Here is a 20,151-nt window from a genome sequence, read left to right on the forward strand (position 1 = left end):
CGATCCGCGAAGGTGGCCGTACTGTCGGCGCCGGCGTTGTTGCTAAAATCATCGCGTAATTCAATCACGGCGCCGGGCCTCGTTCCGGCGCCACTGTTAAGGTGTTAGATCAATGGAAGCGCAAAATATTCGCATCCGCCTGAAGGCATTTGACCACCGTGTGCTTGACCAAGCCACCGGTGAAATCGCCAACACGGCCAAGCGTACGGGCGCCATGGTTCGCGGGCCTATCCCGATGCCAACCAGGATCGAAAAATTCACGGTACTGCGTGGCCCACACGTAAACAAAAAGTCTCGTGAACAATTCGAAATGCGTACCCACAAACGCTTGCTCGACATTGTCGACCCAACTCCACAGACCGTAGACGCGCTGATGAAGCTCGACCTCGCTGCTGGTGTTGATGTTGAAATCAAACTGCAAGGATAAGACCCATGCGTACAGGTTTGATTGCAAAAAAACTCGGTATGACCCGCGTATTCAATGACGCCGGTCACCACGTGCCAGTAACTGTTCTGCAGCTCGACGGCTGTCAGGTTGTTGCTCAGCGCACGGTAGAGAAAGACGGGTACACCGCCGTACAGCTTGGCGCCGGTGTCCGTAAAGTAAAGAACGTTTCGAAGGCACAGCGTGGCCACTTCGCGAAAGCTGAAGTTGAGCCAAAGGCAAAAATTGCGGAATTCCGCGTTGCCGCTGATGCGCTCGTTGAAGTTGGTGCTGAACTGACTGCAGATCACTTCCTGGTAGGCCAGCGCGTTGACGTTGTTGGTACTTCCAAGGGTAAGGGTTTTGCTGGTGCAATGAAGCGTCACAACTTCGGCGGTCTGCGTGCTTCCCACGGCGTATCCATCTCCCACCGTTCGCACGGTTCCACGGGTCAGTGTCAAGACCCAGGCCGCGTGTTCAAGGGCAAGAAGATGGCTGGTCACATGGGTGACGCGCGCACGACTGTGCAGAGCCTTGAAATTGTTGAAACGCGGGTTGATGAAGGTCTCATCCTCGTTAAAGGCGGTATCCCTGGTTCCAAGTCGGGCTGGGTACTGATCTCTGACGCTGCGAAAAAGGCCGCTCCGGAAGGTCTGCCAATGCCGGCAGCGTTCCGCGCCCCTGCGAAAGCAGAAGCTCCTGCTGCTGAAGCTCCGGCTGAAGCACCAGCAGAAGCCCCTGCAGAAGCTAGCGAGGAATAAGCGTCATGAAGACGAACGTCCTTACATTAGACGCCAAGAAAGCCGGCGACATCGAACTCGATGAGGCGATCTTTGGCGTAACTGCACGTGCAGACATCCTGCACCGTGTGGTGAACTGGCAGCTTGCCAAGCGCCGGGCCGGTACTCACGCTGTGAAGTTCCGTTCCGACATCGCTCGCACGGGTAAAAAGTGGGGCCGCCAAAAAGGTGGTGGTACCGCTCGTCACGGTGATCGTCGCTCCAACATCTTCATTGGTGGTGGTCGCGCGTTCGGTCCTGTTGTGCGCGATCACGGCTTCGACCTGCCGAAAAAAATCCGCAAGCTCGGCCTCAAGTCGGCTCTGTCTGCTAAACAAGCGGACGGCAAGCTGATCGTGGTTGATGTTGCTGAACTCAAGGATGGCAAGACGAAAGAACTGGCAGCCAAGCTCGCGAAGCTCGGCCTTGCTAACGCTCTGTTCGTTGACGGTGCTGAAGTGAATGAAAACTTCAAGCGCGCCGTTGCCAACATCCCGAACATTGATGTGCTGCCAAGCCAAGGTGCGAACGTGTACGACATTCTGCGTCGTGACACGCTGGTTCTCACCAAAGCTGCAGTCGCCAAACTCGAGGAGAGGCTCAAATGAGCATGGTCAAGCATTATGACGTGATCAAGAGCCCTGTAATCACCGAGAAGGCGACGCTCGGCTCTGAAAACAACCAAGTAACCTTCAAGGTTGCGATCGATGCTACTAAGCCAGAGATCAAAGCCGCTGTCGAAGCTCTCTTCGACGTGAAGGTGAAGAAGGTCAATACGCTGCGCCAAGAAGGCAAGGTAAAACGTTTCCGTGGTGTAACCGGCAAGCGCGCCGAATACAAAAAAGCCATGGTAACGCTTGCTGAAGGTAACAGCATTGACGTGACGACGGGGGTTTAACCGATGGCACTCAAGCAATATAAACCGGTGACCCCAGGCCAGCGCGGCCTCGTTCTTGTTGACCGTGACGGTCTGCACAAGGGCAAGCCTGTAAAAGCGCTGACTGAAGGTCTCACCAAATCCGGTGGCCGCAATAACAAGGGCCGCATCACTGCACGTCGCATTGGTGGTGGTCACAAGCGTACCTACCGGGTAATCGACTTCAAACGTGCGAAATGGGACGTGCCAGCAACTGTTGAGCGTCTTGAGTACGATCCTAACCGGACCGCATTCATCGCACTGATCAAATATGAAGACGGTGAACTGTCCTACATCATCGCGCCACAGCGTCTCGCCCCTGGCGACACTGTGATTGCCGGTGAAAAAGTGGACGTGAAGCCAGGCAACGTTATGCCGCTCGCCAACATGCCAATCGGTACCATCATCCACAATGTGGAGATGAAGAAAGGCAAAGGCGGCCAGATCGCTCGTTCCGCTGGTGCTTACGCTCAGCTGATCGGTCGTGACCGCGGTTACGCCCAGCTTCGTCTGTCTTCTGGTGAGGTACGCGTGGTACGCGGCGAGTGTGTCGCAACCGTTGGCGCTGTGTCGAACCCTGACAATCAAAACACCAAGCTCGCTAAAGCGGGCCGGAATCGTTGGCTGGGCAAACGCCCAAGCGTTCGTGGCGTTGCCATGAACCCGGTTGATCACCCACATGGTGGTGGTGAAGGCCGGACGTCTGGTGGTCGTCACCCAGTGACGCCATGGGGCAAGCCAACTAAAGGTAAGAAGACTCGGTCTAACAAAGAGACTGACAAACTTATCATCCGGTCGCGCCACGAGCGCAAGAAACGCTAAGGAGTCCTGAATATGGCACGCTCTGTATGGAAAGGCCCTTTCGTTGACATGCACCTTCTCAAGAAGGTGGAAGGCGCCCTGGAAAGCGGCAAAACGGCTGCAGTAATTCAGACCTGGTCTCGCCGGTCTACAATTCTGCCAAACTTCGTTGGCCTGACCTTCAATGTCTACAATGGGCAAAAGTTCATTCCGGTTTATGTGACCGAAGACATGGTTGGTCACAAGCTGGGTGAATTCGCTCCAACGCGGACCTACTACGGTCACGCTGCGGACAAGAAAGCGAAGAGGAAATAACTGTGGGTAAGCAATCTGCAAAACGCCGTTTGGCGGATAACGAAGCAGTAGCAACCGCTACAATGCTTCGCGGCTCGCCACAGAAATTGAACCTCGTGGCAGCCTCGATCCGTGGCATGAAAGTGGAAAAAGCTCTGGCAAGCCTGAGCTTCAACCGCCGCCGTACCGCGATTGATGTGAAGAAAGTTCTGCAGTCTGCAATTGCAAACGCAGAAAACAACCACAACCTGGATGTGGACAGCCTCGTTGTTGCTGAAGCAACTGTGGGTAAAGCGCTGACGATGAAACGTTTTCGCGCTCGTGCTCGTGGTCGCGTTGGCAAGATCGTTAAGCCGTTCAGCCGCCTGCGCATCGTTGTGCGCGAAGTAGAGGAGACTGCATAATGGGTCAGAAAGTAAGCCCTGTTGGTCTGCGCCTGGGTGTGAACCGCACCTGGGATTCGCGCTGGTACGCCGAAGGCGAAGAATACGGCTCGATGCTGCATGAAGACCTGAAAATCCGCGAGTTCATAACCAAGGAACTGTCGCAAGCCGGCATTTCCAAGGTTGTGATCGAGCGCCCGGCAAAAAAATGCCGCGTGACCATCTACTCGGCTCGCCCGGGTGTGATCATCGGTAAAAAAGGCGCCGACATTGAGAAGCTCCGCCGCAAGGTGGCAAACTTCACTTCTTCTGAAGTAAGCCTCAACATTGTCGAAGTCCGTAAGCCGGAAATCGATGCGAAACTGATCGCCGACAACATTGCACAACAGCTGGAGCGTCGTGTTGCGTTCCGTCGTGCGATGAAGCGTGCGGTACAAAGCGCAATTCGTCTTGGTGCCGGTGGTATCCGGATCAACTGTGCCGGCCGTCTGGGCGGTGCTGAGATCGCACGGACCGAATGGTACCGCGAAGGCCGCGTGCCGCTGCACACTCTGCGTGCCGACATCGACTACGGTGTGGCTGAAGCCCTGACTGCCTACGGCATCTGCGGCATCAAAGTATGGGTGTACAAAGGCGACATCATGGAACACGACCCGATGGCTCATGAACGCCGTGCTAACGAAGTTCAAAGCCAAGGAGGCCCGTCCCGCCGCTAGGCGTGGACGGCTAGAGTAGGAGCGACAAACGATGTTGCAACCGAAGCGTACTAAGTTCCGTAAGGCCCACAAGGGCCGCATCCACGGCACAGCCCCTGGCGGAACCTCGTTGAACTTTGGTCAGTTTGGTCTGAAAGCGACCACGCCTGGCCGCGTAACCGCTCGTCAAATCGAGGCGGCTCGCCGCGCCATGAACCGCCACATGAAGCGTTCTGGTAAAGTCTGGATCCGCATCTTCCCAGATGTGCCCGTGACTGCGAAGCCTGCCGAAGTACGGATGGGTAAAGGTAAAGGCTCTGTCGATCGTTGGGTGTGCAAGGTTAAGCCTGGCCGCATCATGTTTGAGATCGACGGCGTCTCTGAAGAACTGGCCCGCGGTGCATTTGAGCGCGCAGCTGCAAAGCTTGCTGTTCAAACTCGCATCGTGGAACGGATGCATTAAGAGCTAACGGAGAAAAATGATGAAGGCAGCTGATCTTCGCCAAAAGTCGCAAGACGAGCTCCGTAAAGAGCTCGAAGACCTGAAAAAAGAGCAGCTTAACCTGCGCTTTCAGGCGGCGTCTGGCCAACTCGAAAACACGGCTCGCGTACGCGAGATCCGTCGCGACGTAGCCCGGATCCAAACGATCCTGGGTCAGTCGGCTGAGGCGTAAGGAGTAAACCCATGCCAAAGCGTATTCTGCAAGGAACTGTGGTAAGCAACAAAGGCGAAAAAACCGTTGTTGTAAAAGTAGAACGTCGTATTAAGCATCCTTTGCTTGACAAAATTATTCGACGCTCTAAGAAGTACCACGCTCACGATGAGAGCAACAGCATTCAGGTTGGGGAGACAGTCCGTATTGAGGAATGTCGTCCTATTTCGAAACTGAAGACCTGGCGTGTAGTAGGCGGTGAGGCTTAGGCCTCACCTTCTTGCTATTCGTCGGCAATAACAAAGGGTGTAACCCATGATTCAGATGCAAACCAACCTCGACGTGGCCGATAACTCCGGGGCCAAGAGGGTGCAGTGCATTAAAGTGCTTGGTGGTTCCAAGCGCAAAACCGCTGGAGTAGGCGACATTATTGTCGTCTCCGTAAAGGAAGCGATCCCACGGGGTCGTGTAAAAAAAGGTGACGTGCATCGCGCCGTCATCGTTCGTACTGCTAAAGAAGTTCGCCGCAACGATGGCACTGCCATCCGTTTCGACCGTAACGCTGCAGTACTGGTAAACAAGAACCATGAGCCGATTGGTACCCGTATTTTTGGCCCAGTCGTGCGTGAACTGCGTGCAAAGAAGCATATGAAAATCATCTCGCTTGCACCGGAGGTACTCTAAATGGCCGCGAAACTTAAAAAAGGTGACAAGGTCGTTGTGATTGCCGGTAAAGACAAAGGCAAGCGCGGCGAAATCACGTCTGTTATCCCTAAGCAGGGTCGTGCCGTTGTATCGGGTGTAAACCTGATCAAGAAGCACAACCGTCCTACTCAGGCGAGCGCAGGCGGTATTGAGACGAAAGAAGCTGCTATCCAGCTCTCCAATCTGATGATTGAAGATCCGAAGGACGGCGCTCCTACTCGTGTTGGTTTCAAAGTTCTCGAAGACGGTCGCAAGGTTCGCTTTGCGAAAAAGTCCGGGGAGGTGATCGATGGCTAAAGCAACTAAAGCATTGCCACGTCTTCGTACGATGTACGAAGAAAAAGTACGTGCTTCCCTGCAGGAGCAGTTCGGCTACAAAAACCCGATGCAGGTTCCAAAACTCGACAAGATCGTCATCAACGTTGGTGTTGGTGAAGCTGTTGCCGACAAGAAGAAGATCGACAAGGTTGTTGACGAGATCACAGCCATTGCTGGTCAGAAGCCTGTTGTTACGAAAGCTCGCAAGTCCATCGCAGGTTTCAAACTGCGTGAAGGCATGCCTCTTGGCGTGAAAGTGACTCTGCGTAGCGAACGTATGTACGAGTTTCTCGACCGTCTGATCACCATTGCAATGCCACGTATCCGTGACTTCCAGGGCGTAAACCCGAAGTCTTTCGACGGCCGCGGCAACTACGCAATGGGTCTGAAGGAACAAATCGTCTTCCCAGAAGTGAACTACGATGAAGTTGATCAGGTTCGCGGGATGGACATTATCATCTGCACCACGGCTCCAACCGATGACGAGGCGCTCGCGCTTCTCGCCGGTTTTGACATGCCGTTTAAGAAATAACGGCAGCCGAAGGAGGGTTTTGATATGGCTAAGAAAAGCGCCATGAACAAGAACGCACGGCGGGAAAAGCTGGTAGAGAAGTATGCTGCCAAGCGCGCTGAGCTCAAAGCGATTGTCTATGACAAGAGCCTGGGCGAAGATGAGCGTTGGCTTGCTGCACTCCAGCTCGCTAAACTACCACGTAACGGCGCTGCTACGCGTCTTCGCAATCGTTGTGAAGTCACGGGTCGCCCACGTGGTTACTACCGTAAATTCAAGATGTCCCGTATCGCGCTGCGTGAGCTAGGCTCCGCTGCGAAGATCCCGGGCGTCGTAAAATCCAGTTGGTAAGGGGATAGGCTCATGTCGATGACAGATCCGATCGGCGATATGCTGACCCGTATCCGCAACGGTTTGCAGGCTCGCAAAACCGTTGTATCCACGCCAGCCTCCAAGACGCGTCAGCGCATCTTGGACGTGCTTCAGCGTGAAGGTTACATTCGCGGCTATTCGCGTGAAGAAGGTGAAGGCAACAAAGCCTCCATCTCCATCGAACTCAAGTATCACGAAGGCGAACCGGTTATCCGCACGATCAATCGTGTGTCCAAACCTGGTCGTCGCGTCTACAGCTCAGTTCGTGACTTGCCACGTGTTCACAACGGCCTTGGTATTTCGATCGTCTCCACACCGAAAGGTGTGCTTTCCGACGCTGAAGCGCGGGAAAGCAATGTGGGCGGCGAAATTCTTTGCACCGTATTCTAAGGAAGGGAAGAAGACATGTCCCGTATCGGTAAAAAGCCAGTGGCGATCCCGTCCGGCGTGACCGTTTCCTTGAACGGCGCGGACCTGACGGTAAAAGGCCCTAAAGGCGAACTCGCAATGACGTTCGTTCCTGAAGTAGAAGTTGCTCAGGACGACGCCGGCATCGCGGTAACGCCAGTAAACGACACCAAGCGTGCTCGCTCCATGTGGGGTATGCAGCGCACGATGGTTTCCAACATGATCGAAGGTGTAACCGACGGCTTCTCCAAGAAGCTTGAGATCACCGGTGTTGGTTACCGTGCTGCAATGAAGGGTTCTGCCCTTAACCTGCAGCTTGGCTACAGCCATGATATTGATTTCCCGGTTCCAGCAGGCATCAAGATTGAGACGCCTGATCAGACCACGATCATTATCTCGGGCATCGACAAACAACAGGTCGGTGAAACTGCAGCCAAGATTCGCGAATTCCGTAAGCCTGAACCTTACAAAGGTAAGGGTATCAAGTACGCAGGCGAATATATCTTCCGCAAGGAAGGTAAGAAGAAATAATGGGTGGCACGAATGGCTTCTATTGATAAATTTGAACGGCGCCGCCAGCGCAACCGCATCGCGCTTAAGAAGCGCGCAGGCGGTCGGCCGCGTCTTTCTATTCACCGTACAAACCAGCATATCTATGCGCAGATTATCGACGATGTGAAAGGTGCAACCCTTGCGGCTGCTTCCACCGTTGAGAAGGACCTGCGTGCAGATTCGTCCAAGAATATCGAGGGCGCTTCTAAAGTTGGTAAGTTGATTGCCGAGCGAGCCAAGGCTGCGGGCGTTAAATCAGTGGTCTTCGACCGTGGTGGTTTCATCTACCATGGCCGTGTGAAGGCTCTTGCTGATGCGGCGCGCGAAGGCGGCTTGGAATTCTAAGAAGAGATAGAAAGGAAATCCAATGGCACGCCCAGAACGCAATCGCGAAGAAAGCGAACTGATTGAAAAATTGGTTCACATTAACCGCGTAGCTAAAGTTGTTAAAGGTGGTCGTCGGTTTGGTTTCGCCGCTCTCGTAGTGGTTGGTGACCAACGTGGCCGTGTAGGTTTCGGTAATGGTAAGGCCCGTGAGGTTCCTGAAGCCATCCGGAAAGCAACTGAAGCTGCAAAGAAAAACATGGTTCGTGTACCTCTCCGTGAGGGTCGCACGCTGCACCACGACATTAAGGGCCGTTGGGGCGCTGGTCGGGTACTGCTGCGGACTGCTCAGGCTGGTACCGGTATCATCGCAGGTGGTCCGATGCGCGCAGTGTTTGAAGCACTCGGCGTACAGGACGTGGTGACGAAGTCGCAGGGCTCATCGAACCCGTACAACATGGTACGGGCTACGATCGACGCTCTGACGAAACAGAACTCCCCACGTCAGGTCGCAGCGGCCCGTGGCAAGAAAGTAGCTGACATCGTAGCTCGTCGTGGCGACATCAAAGTCGTTGACGGTGCTGCTGACGACGCTGCTGACGAAGCACAAGCGGAGTAATGATCAATGGCTGCGAAGAAAAAAACTATTAAAGTCACCCAGATTGGTAGCCCAATCCGCCGCCAGAACGACCAGCGTCAGACGCTGGTTGGCCTGGGTCTTAATAAAATGCACAAAACGCGTGAGCTCGAGGATACTCCTGCTGTACGCGGCATGATCAACAAGGTGCACCACCTGGTGCGCGTTGAAGATTAAGCCGGCGCGTTCGGAGAAGACTGATGAAAATCAACGAACTTCGTGACAACCCAGGCGCTCGCAAATCTGCAATGCGCGTGGGTCGTGGTATCGGTTCCGGCAAAGGTAAAACTGCCGGTTCCGGTCACAAAGGCCAAAAAGCCCGTTCAGGTGTGGCGATCAACGGTTTTGAAGGTGGTCAGATGCCAATCTACCGCCGCCTTCCAAAGCGTGGTTTCACCAGCCTGAACAAGAAGGACTTCCAGGTTCTCAACATCGGCCGTCTGCAAAAGGCGATCGACGACAAGAAGCTGGACGCCAAGAAGCCAATCACTGTTGAGACGCTGGTGGAAGCCGGTGTTGTTGGCAAGGTTGTCGACGGCGTACGTCTGCTGGCCAAAGGTGAACTGAAAGCCAAAGTCGACATCACTGTGACTGGCGCATCCAAGGGTGCGGTAGAAGCTGTTGAAAAGGCTGGCGGCAAGGTTACCGTCGCTTAAGCTAAGCAAAAGCGAAGGCCGAGATATAAGAACAGATCAAGGGGCTTGGAGTATTTATGGCATCCGCTGCGGAACAATTAGCGTCCAATATTAGTTTGGCATCCATCGGCAAAGCCGAAGAGCTTAAAAAACGAATTTGGTTCGCGCTTGGTGCACTGATTGTGTACCGCCTGTGTAGTTACATCCCCCTTCCAGGGTTGGATGCTGATGCAGTAGCAAATATGTTCGCGCAGATGGGTAGCGGCATGCTGGATATGGTGAATACCTTCTCCGGCGGCGCACTCCAACGCACCTCGATCATTATGTTGGGCATTATGCCCTATATCTCGGCCTCCATTATCATGCAGCTCCTTACCACCATGAGCCCGACTTTGGCTCAGTGGAAGAAGGAGGGCGAAACAGGTCGCCGGAAAATCAACCAGTATACCCGCTACGGCACCGTGCTTCTGACGGTGGTGCAGGGTTATGCAATCGCCACTGGCCTTGAAAGCCAGCCAGGTGTTGTGGTTGACCCAGGCCTCTTCTTCCGTCTGACAACGGTGATTACCCTTGTCGGCGGTACCATGTTCCTGATGTGGCTTGGTGAGCAGATCACCCAGCGCGGCATCGGTAACGGTATTTCCCTGATTATCTTCGCAGGTATCGTGGCTGAACTGCCATCGACCCTTGCGCAAGCCTTTGAACTGAACCGTACGGGCGCCATGTCTGTCGGCATCCTGCTGGCCCTTCTGGTTGGCGCCGCTGCCCTGGTTTGGTTTATCGTCCTGTGTGAACGCGCCCAGCGCCGGGTTATTATCCAGTACCCCAAGCGCCAGCAGGGTAACCGCATGTTCCAGGGCGACAAGTCGCACCTGCCCATGAAGCTTAACGTGGCTGGCGTGATCCCGCCGATCTTCGCATCGTCGCTGCTCCTTATGCCTCTGACCGTTGCCAACCTGTATCAGGCTGGTGGTCCAGAGTGGCTGAGCACCGTGACGGCGATCCTCGGCCCGGGCAAACCGCTCTATATCGCGCTTTATGTGGCGATGATCGTATTCTTCTGCTTCTTCTACACGGCCATTCAGTTCAACCCTGAAGACACGGCCGATAACCTGAAGAAGCACGGCGGCTTCGTGCCGGGTATCCGCCCAGGCAAGCGCACCGCCGAGTATCTTGATTATGTCCTGACACGCCTGACCGTGATTGGCTCTGCCTATCTCTCCATCGTGTGTGTCATTCCTGAAGTGCTGATCAGCCAGGCAGCTGTGCCATTCTATCTTGGTGGTACAAGCCTTCTGATTGTTGTGAATGTGACCATGGACACCGTAAGCCAGATCCATTCACACCTGATGGCACAGCAGTATGAAGGACTTCTGAAAAAGACACGCCTGAAAGGGGGCCGCCGGTGATCATCATTCTGTTTGGCCCTCCGGGTGCAGGTAAAGGCACACAGGCTCAGCGGATTGAAAAGTCCCGTGGGCTGGTGCAACTTTCCACAGGTGACATGCTGCGTGCAGCTGTGGCCGCGGAAACTGAAATGGGCAAGGCCGCCAAAGCTGCAATGGACAGCGGCAGCCTTGTAACTGACGAAATCGTAATCGGCATCATCCGTGATCGCATCCAGGAAGAAGACTGCAAGAACGGTTTTATCCTGGACGGCTTCCCGCGCACCGTTGCGCAGGCTGAAGCCCTCAACGTGATGCTGGCAGAGCAGGGTCTGAACCTTGACGCCGTTATCGAAATGAAAGTCGATGACGAAGCGCTTGTGGACCGGGTCTGCGGACGTTATACCTGCGCCAAGTGTGGCGAAGGCTATCATGACACGAACCTGAAGCCGAAGGTGGAAGGTGTGTGTGATGTATGTGGTAGTACGGAATTCACCCGTCGCAAGGATGATAATCCAGAGACGTTTGGAAGCCGTTTGCGAGCTTATTACGCAGATACGGCGCCAGTGTTGCCATATTATGCGGATAAGGGGACTTTGCAGCAAGTTGATGGCATGGCTGCCATTGATGAAGTTGCTGCACAAATCGACGCAGTTTTGGCTGCGTAAAGAAACTGTCACTTGACGGTTGACGAACGGGGGTTAGTTCATATAATCCCCGGCTTCAACACGTCTTGTGATTCGTAATGTATAGACGTGAACTTGTTTATTAGGAGAAACGGTCGTGGCGCGTATTGCTGGCGTTAACATTCCGACCAACAAGCGAGTAGAAATCGCTTTGACCTACATTCACGGTATTGGCCGCACCAAGGCCACGGAAATCTGCGAAAAGCTCGGTTTCCCCCGTGAGCGTCGTGTGTCGGAACTGACGGATTCTGAAGTTATTCAGATCCGTGAAATGATCGATACCGATTTCACTGTTGAGGGTGACCTCCGCCGTGAAGTTGCGATGAATATCAAACGGTTGATGGACCTCAAGTCTTATCGTGGTCTCCGTCACCGTGCAAAACTGCCGACACGCGGTCAGCGCACGAGCACGAACGCTCGTACTCGTAAGGGTAAAGCTGTTCCGATTGCCGGTAAGAAGAAGTAATCTTGGGTATCCGCTGTTTAGGACTCCCCTTAATTATAGGGTCTGCTAGAGATGGCTAAAGACACAGGGCGCGTTAAGCGCCGTGAGCGTAAGAACATCACCAATGGTGTTGCTCACGTAAATGCATCGTTCAACAACACGATGATTACAATCACAGACGTACAGGGTAACGCGATCTCCTGGTCGTCTGCAGGTATGATGGGTTTCAAAGGTTCTCGTAAATCGACGCCTTACGCTGCACAGGTTGCTGCAGAAGACGCTGGTAAGAAAGCCCAGGACCATGGCGTTAAATCATTGGAAGTGGAAGTGAAGGGTCCTGGCGCTGGTCGCGAGTCCGCTCTGCGCGCGCTTCAGGCTATTGGCTTTGTAATCACGAGCATTCGTGACGTAACGCCAATTCCACACAATGGTTGCCGTCCACCCAAACGCCGCCGCGTATAACGCACAAGAGTTCGGGTAAAGAGTATTGGCGCGAATCCTTTGGCGCTGAATTTGTAATAACAGCGTCATTCAAAAAGAGGGTTACACCGTGATCCAGAAAAACTGGCAGGAACTGATTAAACCAAATGGCGTTACGATTGAGCCGGGTGCAGACCCGCTTCGTAAAGCCAAAATCGTTGTAGAGCCGCTTGAGCGGGGCTACGGCATGACGCTTGGCAATGGCCTGCGTCGCGTGCTGTTGTCTTCCCTGCAGGGCGGTGCTGTTACAGCGATCCAGATTGAGGGTGTTCTGCACGAATTCTCTTCCGTACCAGGTGTGCGCGAAGACGTGACAGACATCGTCCTCAACATCAAACAGCTTCCCGTTCGCGTGCTGTGCGACGGCTCCAAGCGCCTGCACCTGACCGCTTCTGGTCCAGGTGAGGTGAAGGCCGACGCCATCAGCGAAGTGGCTGACGTTGAGATCCTGGATAAAGATCTTGTTCTGTGTCACCTCGATGAGGGTGCCACGCTGAACATGGAACTGACTGTAGCATCTGGTAAAGGCTATGTGCCTGCAGACCGCAACCGTCCGGAAGATGCGCCAATCGGCCTTATTCCTGTGGATGCGCTCTACAGCCCGGTCAAAAAAGTAAGCTACAAAGTTGAGAACACCCGTGAGGGCCAGGTTCTTGACTATGACAAACTGACGATGGAAGTTGAAACTGACGGCACAGTAACGCCTGAAGATGCACTGGCATTCGCTGCTCGCATCCTGCAGGACCAGCTGGCTGTTTTCGTCAACTTCGACGAGCCAGAGGAAGCCACCAAGCAGGAAGAAGACGAAGAACCAGCGTTCAACCGTCAGCTTCTGCGCAAAGTGGACGAACTCGAGCTCAGCGTTCGTTCGGCAAACTGCCTCAAGAACGACAACATCGTTTACATTGGCGATCTGGTTCAGAAAACCGAAGCAGAAATGCTCCGCACTCCGAACTTCGGTCGCAAGTCGCTCAACGAAATCAAGGAAGTTCTCGCGTCCATGGGCCTGCGCCTCGGCATGGAACTCCCAGCTTGGCCGCCTGAGAATATCGAAGAGCTCGCCAAGAAACTTGAGCAAGAATACTAAGCCTGGGGTAGGGAGCCTCTCCGATGAGGGGCTCCACGCTCTTTTTTAAAACCTCCCACATGTGAAGTGGGACACCTGCCGGTACTAGGTGAATGGTTCACCCAAGGCCGGATAGGCAATCAGGAGTAAGACAATGCGTCACGGTAAATCTGGCCGCAAACTCAATCGGACCGCTAGCCACCGTAAGGCTATGTTCATGAACCTCAGCCAAGCGCTGATCAAGCACGAGCAAATCGTTACGACCCTGCCAAAGGCGAAAGACCTGGCACCGATCGTAGAAAAGCTGATCACACTGGCGAAAAAGGGTGGCCTTGCTAACCGTCGTCTGGCGATTTCCCGCCTGCAGGACGAAACGCTCGTGTCCAAGATGTTCGACGAGCTGGCTGACCGCTACAAAGAGCGCGCTGGTGGTTACACTCGCGTTCTCAAAGCTGGTTACCGTCACGGCGACAACGCGCCGATGGCTGTGATCGAGCTGGTTGACCGCAACGAAGATGCCAAAGGCCAGGACAGCGGCCCAACCGCTGAAATGGAAGAGGCAGCTGACGACGCGGCATAAGCCAACCGTCACTGACGATATTCGAGAAGGGCGTCCCACACCGGGGCGCCCTTTTTCTTTGTGCCGCCATGGCCGCCGCTGTTAACGGCGCTGTTCAGCCAGCGTTCATTCGGTTGGGCGTATAGATACCACCATAGGTAATTAGAAGCTTTTTAAGGCACAAGACAGAATGGAGGTACGAGATGACATCCACGCTGAGATTGGATTATGAAGGCACGCCCGGTGGTGACGTTTTGGTTGGCGGTGAAGAACTTTCTGTCATTTCAGGCGGGGCAGGCAATGATGTGCTTGTCGGCGCACAGGGCCGGGACAGGCTCATGGGCGGTGACGGAGACGATATTCTGATTGGTGGTGGTTTGCGCTCCGGCAATTGGGATGTCAGTACGGATCTGGCCGAGAGCCAGGTGATCGAAATCGCCTGGATCGAAGAACCGCATCCGTCCTTCTTTGCTGAAGTTCTCGTGGGGGGGAATGGCAATGACCTGATCTTTGGCGGCAGTTGGGATGACACCGGAGATGACGGCGAATATCTGTATGCCGACGCGTCTGCCTTTGCGGAATTGATCCTGGACGGGTCTGGTGAACTCGGCGACGGCGGCAACGACATGTCAGGCCCGGTTGGTGATGAACGCTTCGCAGAAGGCTTCAACAATATCGTCTGGGCCGGTGAGGGGGCAGACACAGTCTATGGCGCGAATGGCTTTGATACCATTGGGGGCGGTGCCGGCGACGACATACTGTATGGCCTTGGTGGCCCGGATATCATTTATGGCGGCGATGGCGACGATGCCATTTATGGCGGCAACGGAGATCCCACCAATTTTCATAGGCTGAGCGAAGGCGAGTCCTTCACGATTGTACAGCGCCTGTTTGGCGGTGAAGGTAATGACAGCCTCATAGGCGGTGACGGCGCCGAACTGCATTATGGCGGCACGGACAATGACAAGCTTTATGGCCGTGGTGGCGATGATACCCTTCATGGCGGCGCAGGCGATGATTGGCTCAGTGGCGGGGACGGAAACGATACCTTCATCACGGGCGACGGAGCCGATACCGTCTATTTTGATTTCGACAACAGCGTTAATACCGTGACCGATTTCGATGTAGCTGAGGACCGCATTGTGATCGACAACCATGCTTGGGCGGTCCTGTTTGAAACAGGGTTGCAGAATGCCACCGAGGAAACGATGGACGGTCAAAGTGGGCTGTTGATTGACGCGGAGGCCGGGGCGCTGTTTCTTGTCGGTCTGACGATGTCCGATATCGAGGATATTGAGGTTGTGGTTTTCTGGCCCGATTAAGCCTGACCGCTGGGAAAAGCCACGCAAATCACAGCGTGGCTTCCTTTGGGCCTGTAGGCCCGCGAACCTGCACGGCCATCCCATCCGAAAGCGGCGATATCTGCGTTAGCGGCTCAGTTCAGTTCGGGATAGATGGTCAGGAGGCGCCGCTCCCTTTCGGTCGTCATGGGGCAGCAATGCAGCTCAACCGGGCGTTCATTCACTTTGGCCGACACCAGTTCTTCGAGATGGTTACCCAGATAGGGCGACATCCTGAGCATGAAGACATCATCGCGAGGTTGGTCGGTGCACAGGAACTGTTTGACCTTCTGCGTTGGCTGCACATCCAGCTCCAGCGAGACAAAATAGGGTCCGTCGTCATGCTTGCCTTTGGTGCAGACATAAACGCCAATCTTGTCACCGCGGCGTAGATAGCTGTAATTCAGGCTGATCATTTCATACTCCCCAATCGTTAGAGTGTAAAAGCCAGGCGCTATGGTGCATTTTATTACTTTTGCGACAGTAATACAATTTTACCGTAAATTTTTATCTATCATATGGGGAATTGATCGCCATTTGCGGGAAAACCAGCCAATTCAAAGGGGTATGAATGCAAGCGACAGGCATGGTTTTGGTGAATGGCATGCCGCGACGGAAACAGTTAGAGCGACCAACCCTTTTTGTGCCCGCAGCGGGCTCAGGCATTCAGCGCACGTTCAGGTTTTTTCGGGTAGTCAGCTACTGCAGTTACAAGACTGACATTTAACTATTCACGACATGACACTGACAGACGGGGGACACTATGTCTGACATCATTTTGGACGATACAATTGTGGGCGGTGACGGCGACGATACCGTAACAGGTGGCCAGGGTAACGATATTATTGCCGCAGGCGCAGGTAATGACTTGGTGATCGGCGACATCAGCCAGGACCGCATGTATGGCGAGGACGGCGATGATATCATGGTTGGCGGCCAATATGCCTCCGGCATTGGTGACGGAGAAGATCGCCTAAGCGAAGATGCCGGCGTCGATATCGCCTATCTGCTGAGGCCTCTCCCCGAAGGATTTGCGGAAAGGCTGTTTGGCGGTGAAGGGGCCGACGTGATCGTTGGCGGCAATTGGCGCGACCTGGACGAAGACGGCACCGTCAGCATGGATGAGCTTGGCCTGGGGTCCGCCGCCCTTGAGTATCAACCGGGATTTGCGAACCAGCTTTGGGGCGGGGCGGATGATGACACCGTCTATGGCGCCAATGGGTTCGACACCATCGGTGGCGGCGCGGGCGATGACGTGCTGCGCGGCTTTGGCGGCGTGGACATTATTTTCGGCGGTGACGGCAACGACGAGATTTTCGGTGGCGACGGTGATCCTGAATATTTCCATCAGTTCGATGGGCCGGGATCAACCCGAGTTGAAACGCTGTTCGGCGGCCAGGGAAACGACACTGTGTGGGGCGAAGGTGGCGACGACATCATCTATGGTGGTGCGGGCGCGGACAGGCTCTATGCCGGTGCGGACGATGACACCATCCATGGCGGTGACGGGGATGACTGGCTCAGCGGCGGCGAAGGCAGTGATGTTATCAATACCGGGGCAGGCAGCGACAGGATCGAATTCGATTTTGATGGCAGTCGCGACGTGGTGACCGACTTTGATCTGACAAGCGACAGCATTATGATTGAGGGCACCGAAGCTGGGCAGGCCTTCGAAGATGCCCTGTCCAGTGCAGTTGCGGCCACCGTCAATGGTGAAGAAGGCCTGATGATTGATACCGGCAATGGTGCGATCTTCCTTCAGGGTATAACCGTTTTCGACATCGAAAACATTCAGGTCACGGTGTTCGTTTCCGGGGACTAGCAAGCACCATACCGGCCATTGGTCTGGTACTGGAAAGGGCGGGCTTCGGCTCGCCCTTTTTTCCTGGCGACTTTCGCGCTAGCCTTCGCCGGGCGCATATGCCTGTCTGGTCATGGAGATATGAATGAGTGACGACGTAACACTGAAGCAATCATCCACGGTTTACAGCAACCCCTACCTTGAAGTGGAAGACCGCACCTATTCCCACGATGGCAGGGAATACCGTTATGTTGTTGCCAAGCAGCCGGAATTTTCCGTTGTGGGCGCCGTGACAAAAGAAGGCAAAATCCTGATGATGCGACAGTTTCGTCCGGGACCAGGGCATTTCACCCATGAGCTGCCAGCCGGTATGGTTGATCCCGGAGACACCCCGGAGGAGACAGCGCGTAAAGAGCTGTTGGAGGAGACCGGTTACACAGGCCGGATCGAGGCGGTCACCACAGCCTATGTCATGGCCTATTCAACGGCAAAGAGACACATCTTCCTGGCCCATGACTGCGAAAAGATTGCAGAACCAGAGGAAGACCCCGGGGTGATTGGCGAACCGTTTCTGTTGGACCCGCAGGATTTTGCCGGGCTGCTGCGATCTGGAGACATGCTGGACCTCGATGCAGCCCTTATTCTCGCAGCTCGGTTGGGCATTCCTGTTTTCTAGTCTTTAACGCCATCAGCTTGCCCTTTTTTGTTCCTAGCATCCGGTTTATCGGGCAGCCCGTTTGGGGCAGACATCAGGGAGCAGAAAATGGACGGGACAAAACAACCGCCAAACACAATACACCATGCTTATGACATGCCGCGGGCCATCCGCGCTATTCAGGCCGAAACGAAAATCATGGGCTTCCAAATGGCGTCAGAGCCCGCTGTGGGCGCGCTTCTAAAGACACTGGTGGCCAGCAAGCCGGGGGGCACCATGCTGGAACTAGGCACCGGTACGGGCCTGTCGACGGCCTGGATGCTGGATGGCCTGTGCATGGAAGCCAAGCTGGTGAGCGTGGACAATGACAAGGCCGTCCAGGCCGTGGCCGCGCGCCACCTGGGCAAGAACCCACAATTGACGCTGTGCTGCACGGATGCGGGGGAATTTCTGGATGCCCTTGAACCCATGCAGTTCGATTTGATTTTCGCAGATGCCTGGCCCGGTAAATACAGCCACCTGGAACGCACGCTTTCGCTGCTCAGGGAAGGCGGCATCTATGTGGTGGATGATCTTCTGCCGCAGCCCAATTGGCCCAACGGGCATCAGCGCAATGTGGACGATTTCATCAAGCATATCACCGCCAAGCCCGGGTTTGAAACCACCTTCATGGGCTGGGCAACTGGCGTCCTGATCGCATCCCGTATCGGGTAAAAGCATCGCGCAGAAAAGGCGCTTCATCGCCATTGCCCTTGCGCATGGGCAATGGCTCAGCCATATAAAGGCAGGGAATTTGTCACCTGGCGCGTACCAGTGCAGTGCTACAGCCGGGATTGACCCAAAAACCGTAACGAGAGGTATGTTCATGAAGCGCGTTATCACAGCAATCGGAATATTGATCGCTGGCATCACAGCAAGCTTTACAGCCGGTCAGGCGCAGGATGGGGACGTGGTCCGCATGGTGCCGCAGTCCGAAATGCAGGTGAAGCTTTCCTACGCACCGATCGTATCGGAAGCCGCGCCTGCCGTGGTGAACATCTACACCAAGAAGATCGTACGCTCGCGCCGGTCGGCCTTGTTTGATGATCCGCTGTTCCAGCGCTTCTTTGGTGACCGCTTCAGCTTCGGCGCGCCGCAGGAACGGGTGCAGGGCTCGCTGGGGTCTGGCGTGATCGTGCGCCCGAACGGTGTGATCGTGACAAACAACCACGTGATCGAAGGCGCCGACGAAATTCAGGTGGTCCTCAATGACCGGCGTGAGTTCGATGCCAAGATCGTTCTGGCCGACCCGCGCACGGACCTCGCCATCCTCAAGATCGATGCAGGCGATGAGCCGCTTGCCAGCCTGCGCCTGTCGGATTCAGACAATGTGCTGGTGGGTGATATCGTACTGGCGATTGGTAACCCTTTCGGCGTGGGCCAGACCGTGACAGGCGGGATTGTGTCCGCCACGGCGCGCACGCAGCAGGGTATCTCTGATTTCGGCTTCTTCATCCAGACAGACGCAGCGGTGAACCCCGGTAACTCGGGCGGTGCGCTTGTCGGCATGGACGGTGAGCTTCTGGGCATCAACACCGCTATCTACAGCCGCACGGGCGCGTCGAACGGTATCGGTTTTGCGGTGCCGGCCAACATGGTGAAATCCGTCCTCAAGGCGGCGCTTAATGAAGGTCAGCTGACGCGACCATGGCTGGGCGTGCGCGGCCAGAATGTTACAGGCGACCTGGCAGCCAGCCTCGGCCTTGACCGCGCAGGCGGCGTGCTGGTGGACGAAGTCTATGAAGGCGGCCCCGCCGCAATCGCCGGCATCATGCCGGGCGACGTGATCATGGCCATCGGCGGCAAGGAAGTGATCGACGAACCGGGCCTCAATTTCCGGATCGCCACGATGGACGCGGGCGCTGAAGTATCGCTGGCTGTATTGTCGGAAGGCTTTATCCAGCAGCGCATGGCGACGCTGGCGTTGCCACCAGAGGACCCAGAGCGCAATGTGACCAAACTTGATGGCCGCCACCCGTTCCAGGGTGTAACGGTGGGCAACCTGTCGCCGCGCTTCAATGACGAACTTCAGATCGATCCGTTCCTCAGGGGCGTGGTGGTACTGAAGGTGGATGGCCGCACGCCGGCTGCCCGCTTCCAGCTGCTGGTGCCGGGCGATATCCTGCTGAAGGTCAATAATGTGGACATTACCCGCGTTGAAGACCTTGAGGCTGCCTTGCCTGAGAACGCGAACGAGTATCTCTACCAGATCCAGCGTCGCGGCCGTATTCAGGAATGCCTGCTGGCGGGCCAGAGCCGGTCGTACCGCTGCCGGGTGGTGCAGTAAG

The 20,151-nt window shown here is 55.2% G+C and carries 33 protein-coding genes; 32 read left to right on the plus strand and 1 reads right to left on the minus strand.

Annotated elements, in window-relative coordinates:
- Positions 1-112 precede the first annotated feature (112 nt).
- The 28 genes from rpsJ (at position 113) to B3Z17_RS16470 (ending at position 15,350) form a co-directional block, all read left to right on the plus strand.
- Positions 113-427 carry a 30S ribosomal protein S10 gene (rpsJ, locus tag B3Z17_RS16335; protein WP_068144725.1) on the plus strand — a complete coding sequence of 105 codons (315 nt, stop codon included), beginning with the start codon at positions 113-115 and terminating at the stop codon, positions 425-427.
- Positions 428-432: 5 nt separating this feature from the next.
- Entirely contained in the window at positions 433-1,185 is a 753-nt protein-coding gene (gene rplC / locus B3Z17_RS16340) for a 50S ribosomal protein L3 (protein ID WP_068307077.1), read from the plus strand.
- 5 nt (positions 1,186-1,190) lie between these two features.
- Positions 1,191-1,811, plus strand: coding sequence for a 50S ribosomal protein L4 (rplD, locus tag B3Z17_RS16345; RefSeq protein ID WP_068307076.1), 621 nt, complete (start codon positions 1,191-1,193; stop codon positions 1,809-1,811).
- A complete protein-coding gene (locus B3Z17_RS16350; protein ID WP_068144713.1) occupies positions 1,808-2,101 on the plus strand; it encodes a 50S ribosomal protein L23 in 294 nt (97 codons plus the stop codon). Before rplD ends, B3Z17_RS16350 begins: the two co-directional genes overlap by 4 nt.
- A 3-nt stretch (positions 2,102-2,104) precedes the next feature.
- Entirely contained in the window at positions 2,105-2,941 is an 837-nt protein-coding gene (gene rplB / locus B3Z17_RS16355; protein WP_068307075.1) for a 50S ribosomal protein L2, read from the plus strand.
- Positions 2,942-2,953: 12 nt separating this feature from the next.
- Positions 2,954-3,235, plus strand: coding sequence for a 30S ribosomal protein S19 (gene rpsS, locus B3Z17_RS16360; RefSeq protein WP_068144706.1), 282 nt, complete (start codon positions 2,954-2,956; stop codon positions 3,233-3,235).
- 62 nt (positions 3,236-3,297) lie between these two features.
- Entirely contained in the window at positions 3,298-3,618 is a 321-nt protein-coding gene (gene rplV / locus B3Z17_RS16365) for a 50S ribosomal protein L22 (protein WP_241493421.1), read from the plus strand.
- A complete protein-coding gene (rpsC, locus tag B3Z17_RS16370) occupies positions 3,618-4,313 on the plus strand; it encodes a 30S ribosomal protein S3 (RefSeq protein ID WP_068307073.1) in 696 nt (231 codons plus the stop codon). The genes rplV and rpsC overlap by 1 nt, the downstream gene beginning before the upstream one ends.
- Before the next feature lie 31 nt (positions 4,314-4,344).
- Positions 4,345-4,755, plus strand: coding sequence for a 50S ribosomal protein L16 (rplP, locus tag B3Z17_RS16375; protein ID WP_068307072.1), 411 nt, complete (start codon positions 4,345-4,347; stop codon positions 4,753-4,755).
- A 19-nt stretch (positions 4,756-4,774) separates the two neighbouring features.
- A complete protein-coding gene (gene rpmC, locus B3Z17_RS16380; RefSeq protein ID WP_068307150.1) occupies positions 4,775-4,966 on the plus strand; it encodes a 50S ribosomal protein L29 in 192 nt (63 codons plus the stop codon).
- An 11-nt stretch (positions 4,967-4,977) separates the two neighbouring features.
- Positions 4,978-5,214 (plus strand): 30S ribosomal protein S17, encoded by a 237-nt coding sequence (gene rpsQ, locus B3Z17_RS16385; protein WP_068307071.1) that lies wholly within the window; start codon positions 4,978-4,980, stop codon positions 5,212-5,214.
- 46 nt (positions 5,215-5,260) lie between these two features.
- Positions 5,261-5,629 (plus strand): 50S ribosomal protein L14, encoded by a 369-nt coding sequence (gene rplN / locus B3Z17_RS16390; RefSeq protein ID WP_068307070.1) that lies wholly within the window; start codon positions 5,261-5,263, stop codon positions 5,627-5,629.
- On the plus strand, positions 5,630-5,947 hold the full coding sequence (gene rplX / locus B3Z17_RS16395; protein WP_068307069.1) for a 50S ribosomal protein L24: 318 nt from the start codon (positions 5,630-5,632) through the stop codon (positions 5,945-5,947).
- The gene (rplE, locus tag B3Z17_RS16400) at positions 5,940-6,500 is read left to right on the plus strand and encodes a 50S ribosomal protein L5 (RefSeq protein WP_286830841.1); all 561 of its coding nucleotides are present in this window, start codon (positions 5,940-5,942) and stop codon (positions 6,498-6,500) included. The genes rplX and rplE overlap by 8 nt, the downstream gene beginning before the upstream one ends.
- 24 nt (positions 6,501-6,524) lie before the next feature.
- Positions 6,525-6,830 carry a 30S ribosomal protein S14 gene (gene rpsN, locus B3Z17_RS16405; RefSeq protein WP_068307067.1) on the plus strand — a complete coding sequence of 102 codons (306 nt, stop codon included), beginning with the start codon at positions 6,525-6,527 and terminating at the stop codon, positions 6,828-6,830.
- A gap of 12 nt (positions 6,831-6,842) precedes the next feature.
- Positions 6,843-7,241, plus strand: coding sequence for a 30S ribosomal protein S8 (gene rpsH / locus B3Z17_RS16410; RefSeq protein ID WP_068307066.1), 399 nt, complete (start codon positions 6,843-6,845; stop codon positions 7,239-7,241).
- Positions 7,242-7,256: 15 nt separating this feature from the next.
- On the plus strand, positions 7,257-7,790 hold the full coding sequence (gene rplF / locus B3Z17_RS16415; RefSeq protein WP_068307065.1) for a 50S ribosomal protein L6: 534 nt from the start codon (positions 7,257-7,259) through the stop codon (positions 7,788-7,790).
- A gap of 12 nt (positions 7,791-7,802) precedes the next feature.
- The gene (gene rplR, locus B3Z17_RS16420; protein WP_068307064.1) at positions 7,803-8,156 is read left to right on the plus strand and encodes a 50S ribosomal protein L18; all 354 of its coding nucleotides are present in this window, start codon (positions 7,803-7,805) and stop codon (positions 8,154-8,156) included.
- A gap of 22 nt (positions 8,157-8,178) precedes the next feature.
- Positions 8,179-8,754 carry a 30S ribosomal protein S5 gene (rpsE, locus tag B3Z17_RS16425; protein WP_068307063.1) on the plus strand — a complete coding sequence of 192 codons (576 nt, stop codon included), beginning with the start codon at positions 8,179-8,181 and terminating at the stop codon, positions 8,752-8,754.
- Between the two features lie 6 nt (positions 8,755-8,760).
- On the plus strand, positions 8,761-8,949 hold the full coding sequence (gene rpmD / locus B3Z17_RS16430) for a 50S ribosomal protein L30 (protein WP_068307062.1): 189 nt from the start codon (positions 8,761-8,763) through the stop codon (positions 8,947-8,949).
- A gap of 23 nt (positions 8,950-8,972) precedes the next feature.
- Positions 8,973-9,428 carry a 50S ribosomal protein L15 gene (rplO, locus tag B3Z17_RS16435; RefSeq protein WP_068307061.1) on the plus strand — a complete coding sequence of 152 codons (456 nt, stop codon included), beginning with the start codon at positions 8,973-8,975 and terminating at the stop codon, positions 9,426-9,428.
- 56 nt (positions 9,429-9,484) lie between these two features.
- Entirely contained in the window at positions 9,485-10,816 is a 1,332-nt protein-coding gene (gene secY / locus B3Z17_RS16440) for a preprotein translocase subunit SecY (protein ID WP_068307060.1), read from the plus strand.
- Positions 10,813-11,460, plus strand: coding sequence for an adenylate kinase (locus tag B3Z17_RS16445; protein ID WP_286830842.1), 648 nt, complete (start codon positions 10,813-10,815; stop codon positions 11,458-11,460). The genes secY and B3Z17_RS16445 overlap by 4 nt, the downstream gene beginning before the upstream one ends.
- Positions 11,461-11,575: 115 nt before the next feature.
- Entirely contained in the window at positions 11,576-11,944 is a 369-nt protein-coding gene (rpsM, locus tag B3Z17_RS16450) for a 30S ribosomal protein S13 (RefSeq protein WP_068144644.1), read from the plus strand.
- Positions 11,945-11,995: 51 nt separating this feature from the next.
- Entirely contained in the window at positions 11,996-12,385 is a 390-nt protein-coding gene (gene rpsK, locus B3Z17_RS16455; RefSeq protein ID WP_068307058.1) for a 30S ribosomal protein S11, read from the plus strand.
- 88 nt (positions 12,386-12,473) lie between these two features.
- Positions 12,474-13,490: a DNA-directed RNA polymerase subunit alpha gene (locus B3Z17_RS16460; RefSeq protein WP_068307057.1), complete on the plus strand. Its 1,017-nt coding sequence runs from the start codon at positions 12,474-12,476 to the stop codon at positions 13,488-13,490.
- 133 nt (positions 13,491-13,623) lie between these two features.
- Positions 13,624-14,049, plus strand: coding sequence for a 50S ribosomal protein L17 (gene rplQ, locus B3Z17_RS16465; protein ID WP_068307056.1), 426 nt, complete (start codon positions 13,624-13,626; stop codon positions 14,047-14,049).
- 182 nt (positions 14,050-14,231) lie between these two features.
- Positions 14,232-15,350: a calcium-binding protein gene (locus tag B3Z17_RS16470; protein WP_286830843.1), complete on the plus strand. Its 1,119-nt coding sequence runs from the start codon at positions 14,232-14,234 to the stop codon at positions 15,348-15,350.
- Positions 15,351-15,463: 113 nt separating this feature from the next.
- On the opposite strand, the gene B3Z17_RS16475 is transcribed toward B3Z17_RS16470, so the two are convergent.
- Entirely contained in the window at positions 15,464-15,784 is a 321-nt protein-coding gene (locus B3Z17_RS16475; RefSeq protein WP_068307054.1) for a hypothetical protein, read from the minus strand.
- Between the two features lie 347 nt (positions 15,785-16,131).
- On the opposite strand from B3Z17_RS16475, the gene B3Z17_RS16480 reads away from it, so the two are divergent.
- The 4 genes from B3Z17_RS16480 to B3Z17_RS16495 all read left to right on the plus strand — a co-directional run bounded on the left by B3Z17_RS16480 (position 16,132) and on the right by B3Z17_RS16495 (position 20,150).
- Positions 16,132-17,190 carry a calcium-binding protein gene (locus B3Z17_RS16480; RefSeq protein ID WP_286830844.1) on the plus strand — a complete coding sequence of 353 codons (1,059 nt, stop codon included), beginning with the start codon at positions 16,132-16,134 and terminating at the stop codon, positions 17,188-17,190.
- Between the two features lie 124 nt (positions 17,191-17,314).
- Entirely contained in the window at positions 17,315-17,845 is a 531-nt protein-coding gene (locus B3Z17_RS16485) for an NUDIX hydrolase (RefSeq protein ID WP_286830845.1), read from the plus strand.
- A gap of 87 nt (positions 17,846-17,932) precedes the next feature.
- On the plus strand, positions 17,933-18,538 hold the full coding sequence (locus B3Z17_RS16490; protein WP_206594946.1) for an O-methyltransferase: 606 nt from the start codon (positions 17,933-17,935) through the stop codon (positions 18,536-18,538).
- A gap of 151 nt (positions 18,539-18,689) precedes the next feature.
- Complete coding sequence (locus tag B3Z17_RS16495; protein ID WP_286830846.1) at positions 18,690-20,150, plus strand: Do family serine endopeptidase; 1,461 nt, start codon at positions 18,690-18,692, stop codon at positions 20,148-20,150.
- Position 20,151: the final 1 nt, after the last annotated feature.

It is taken from the genome of Kordiimonas sp. UBA4487 (genome assembly GCF_002389025.1).
Classification (GTDB): domain Bacteria; phylum Pseudomonadota; class Alphaproteobacteria; order Sphingomonadales; family Kordiimonadaceae; genus Kordiimonas; species Kordiimonas lacus.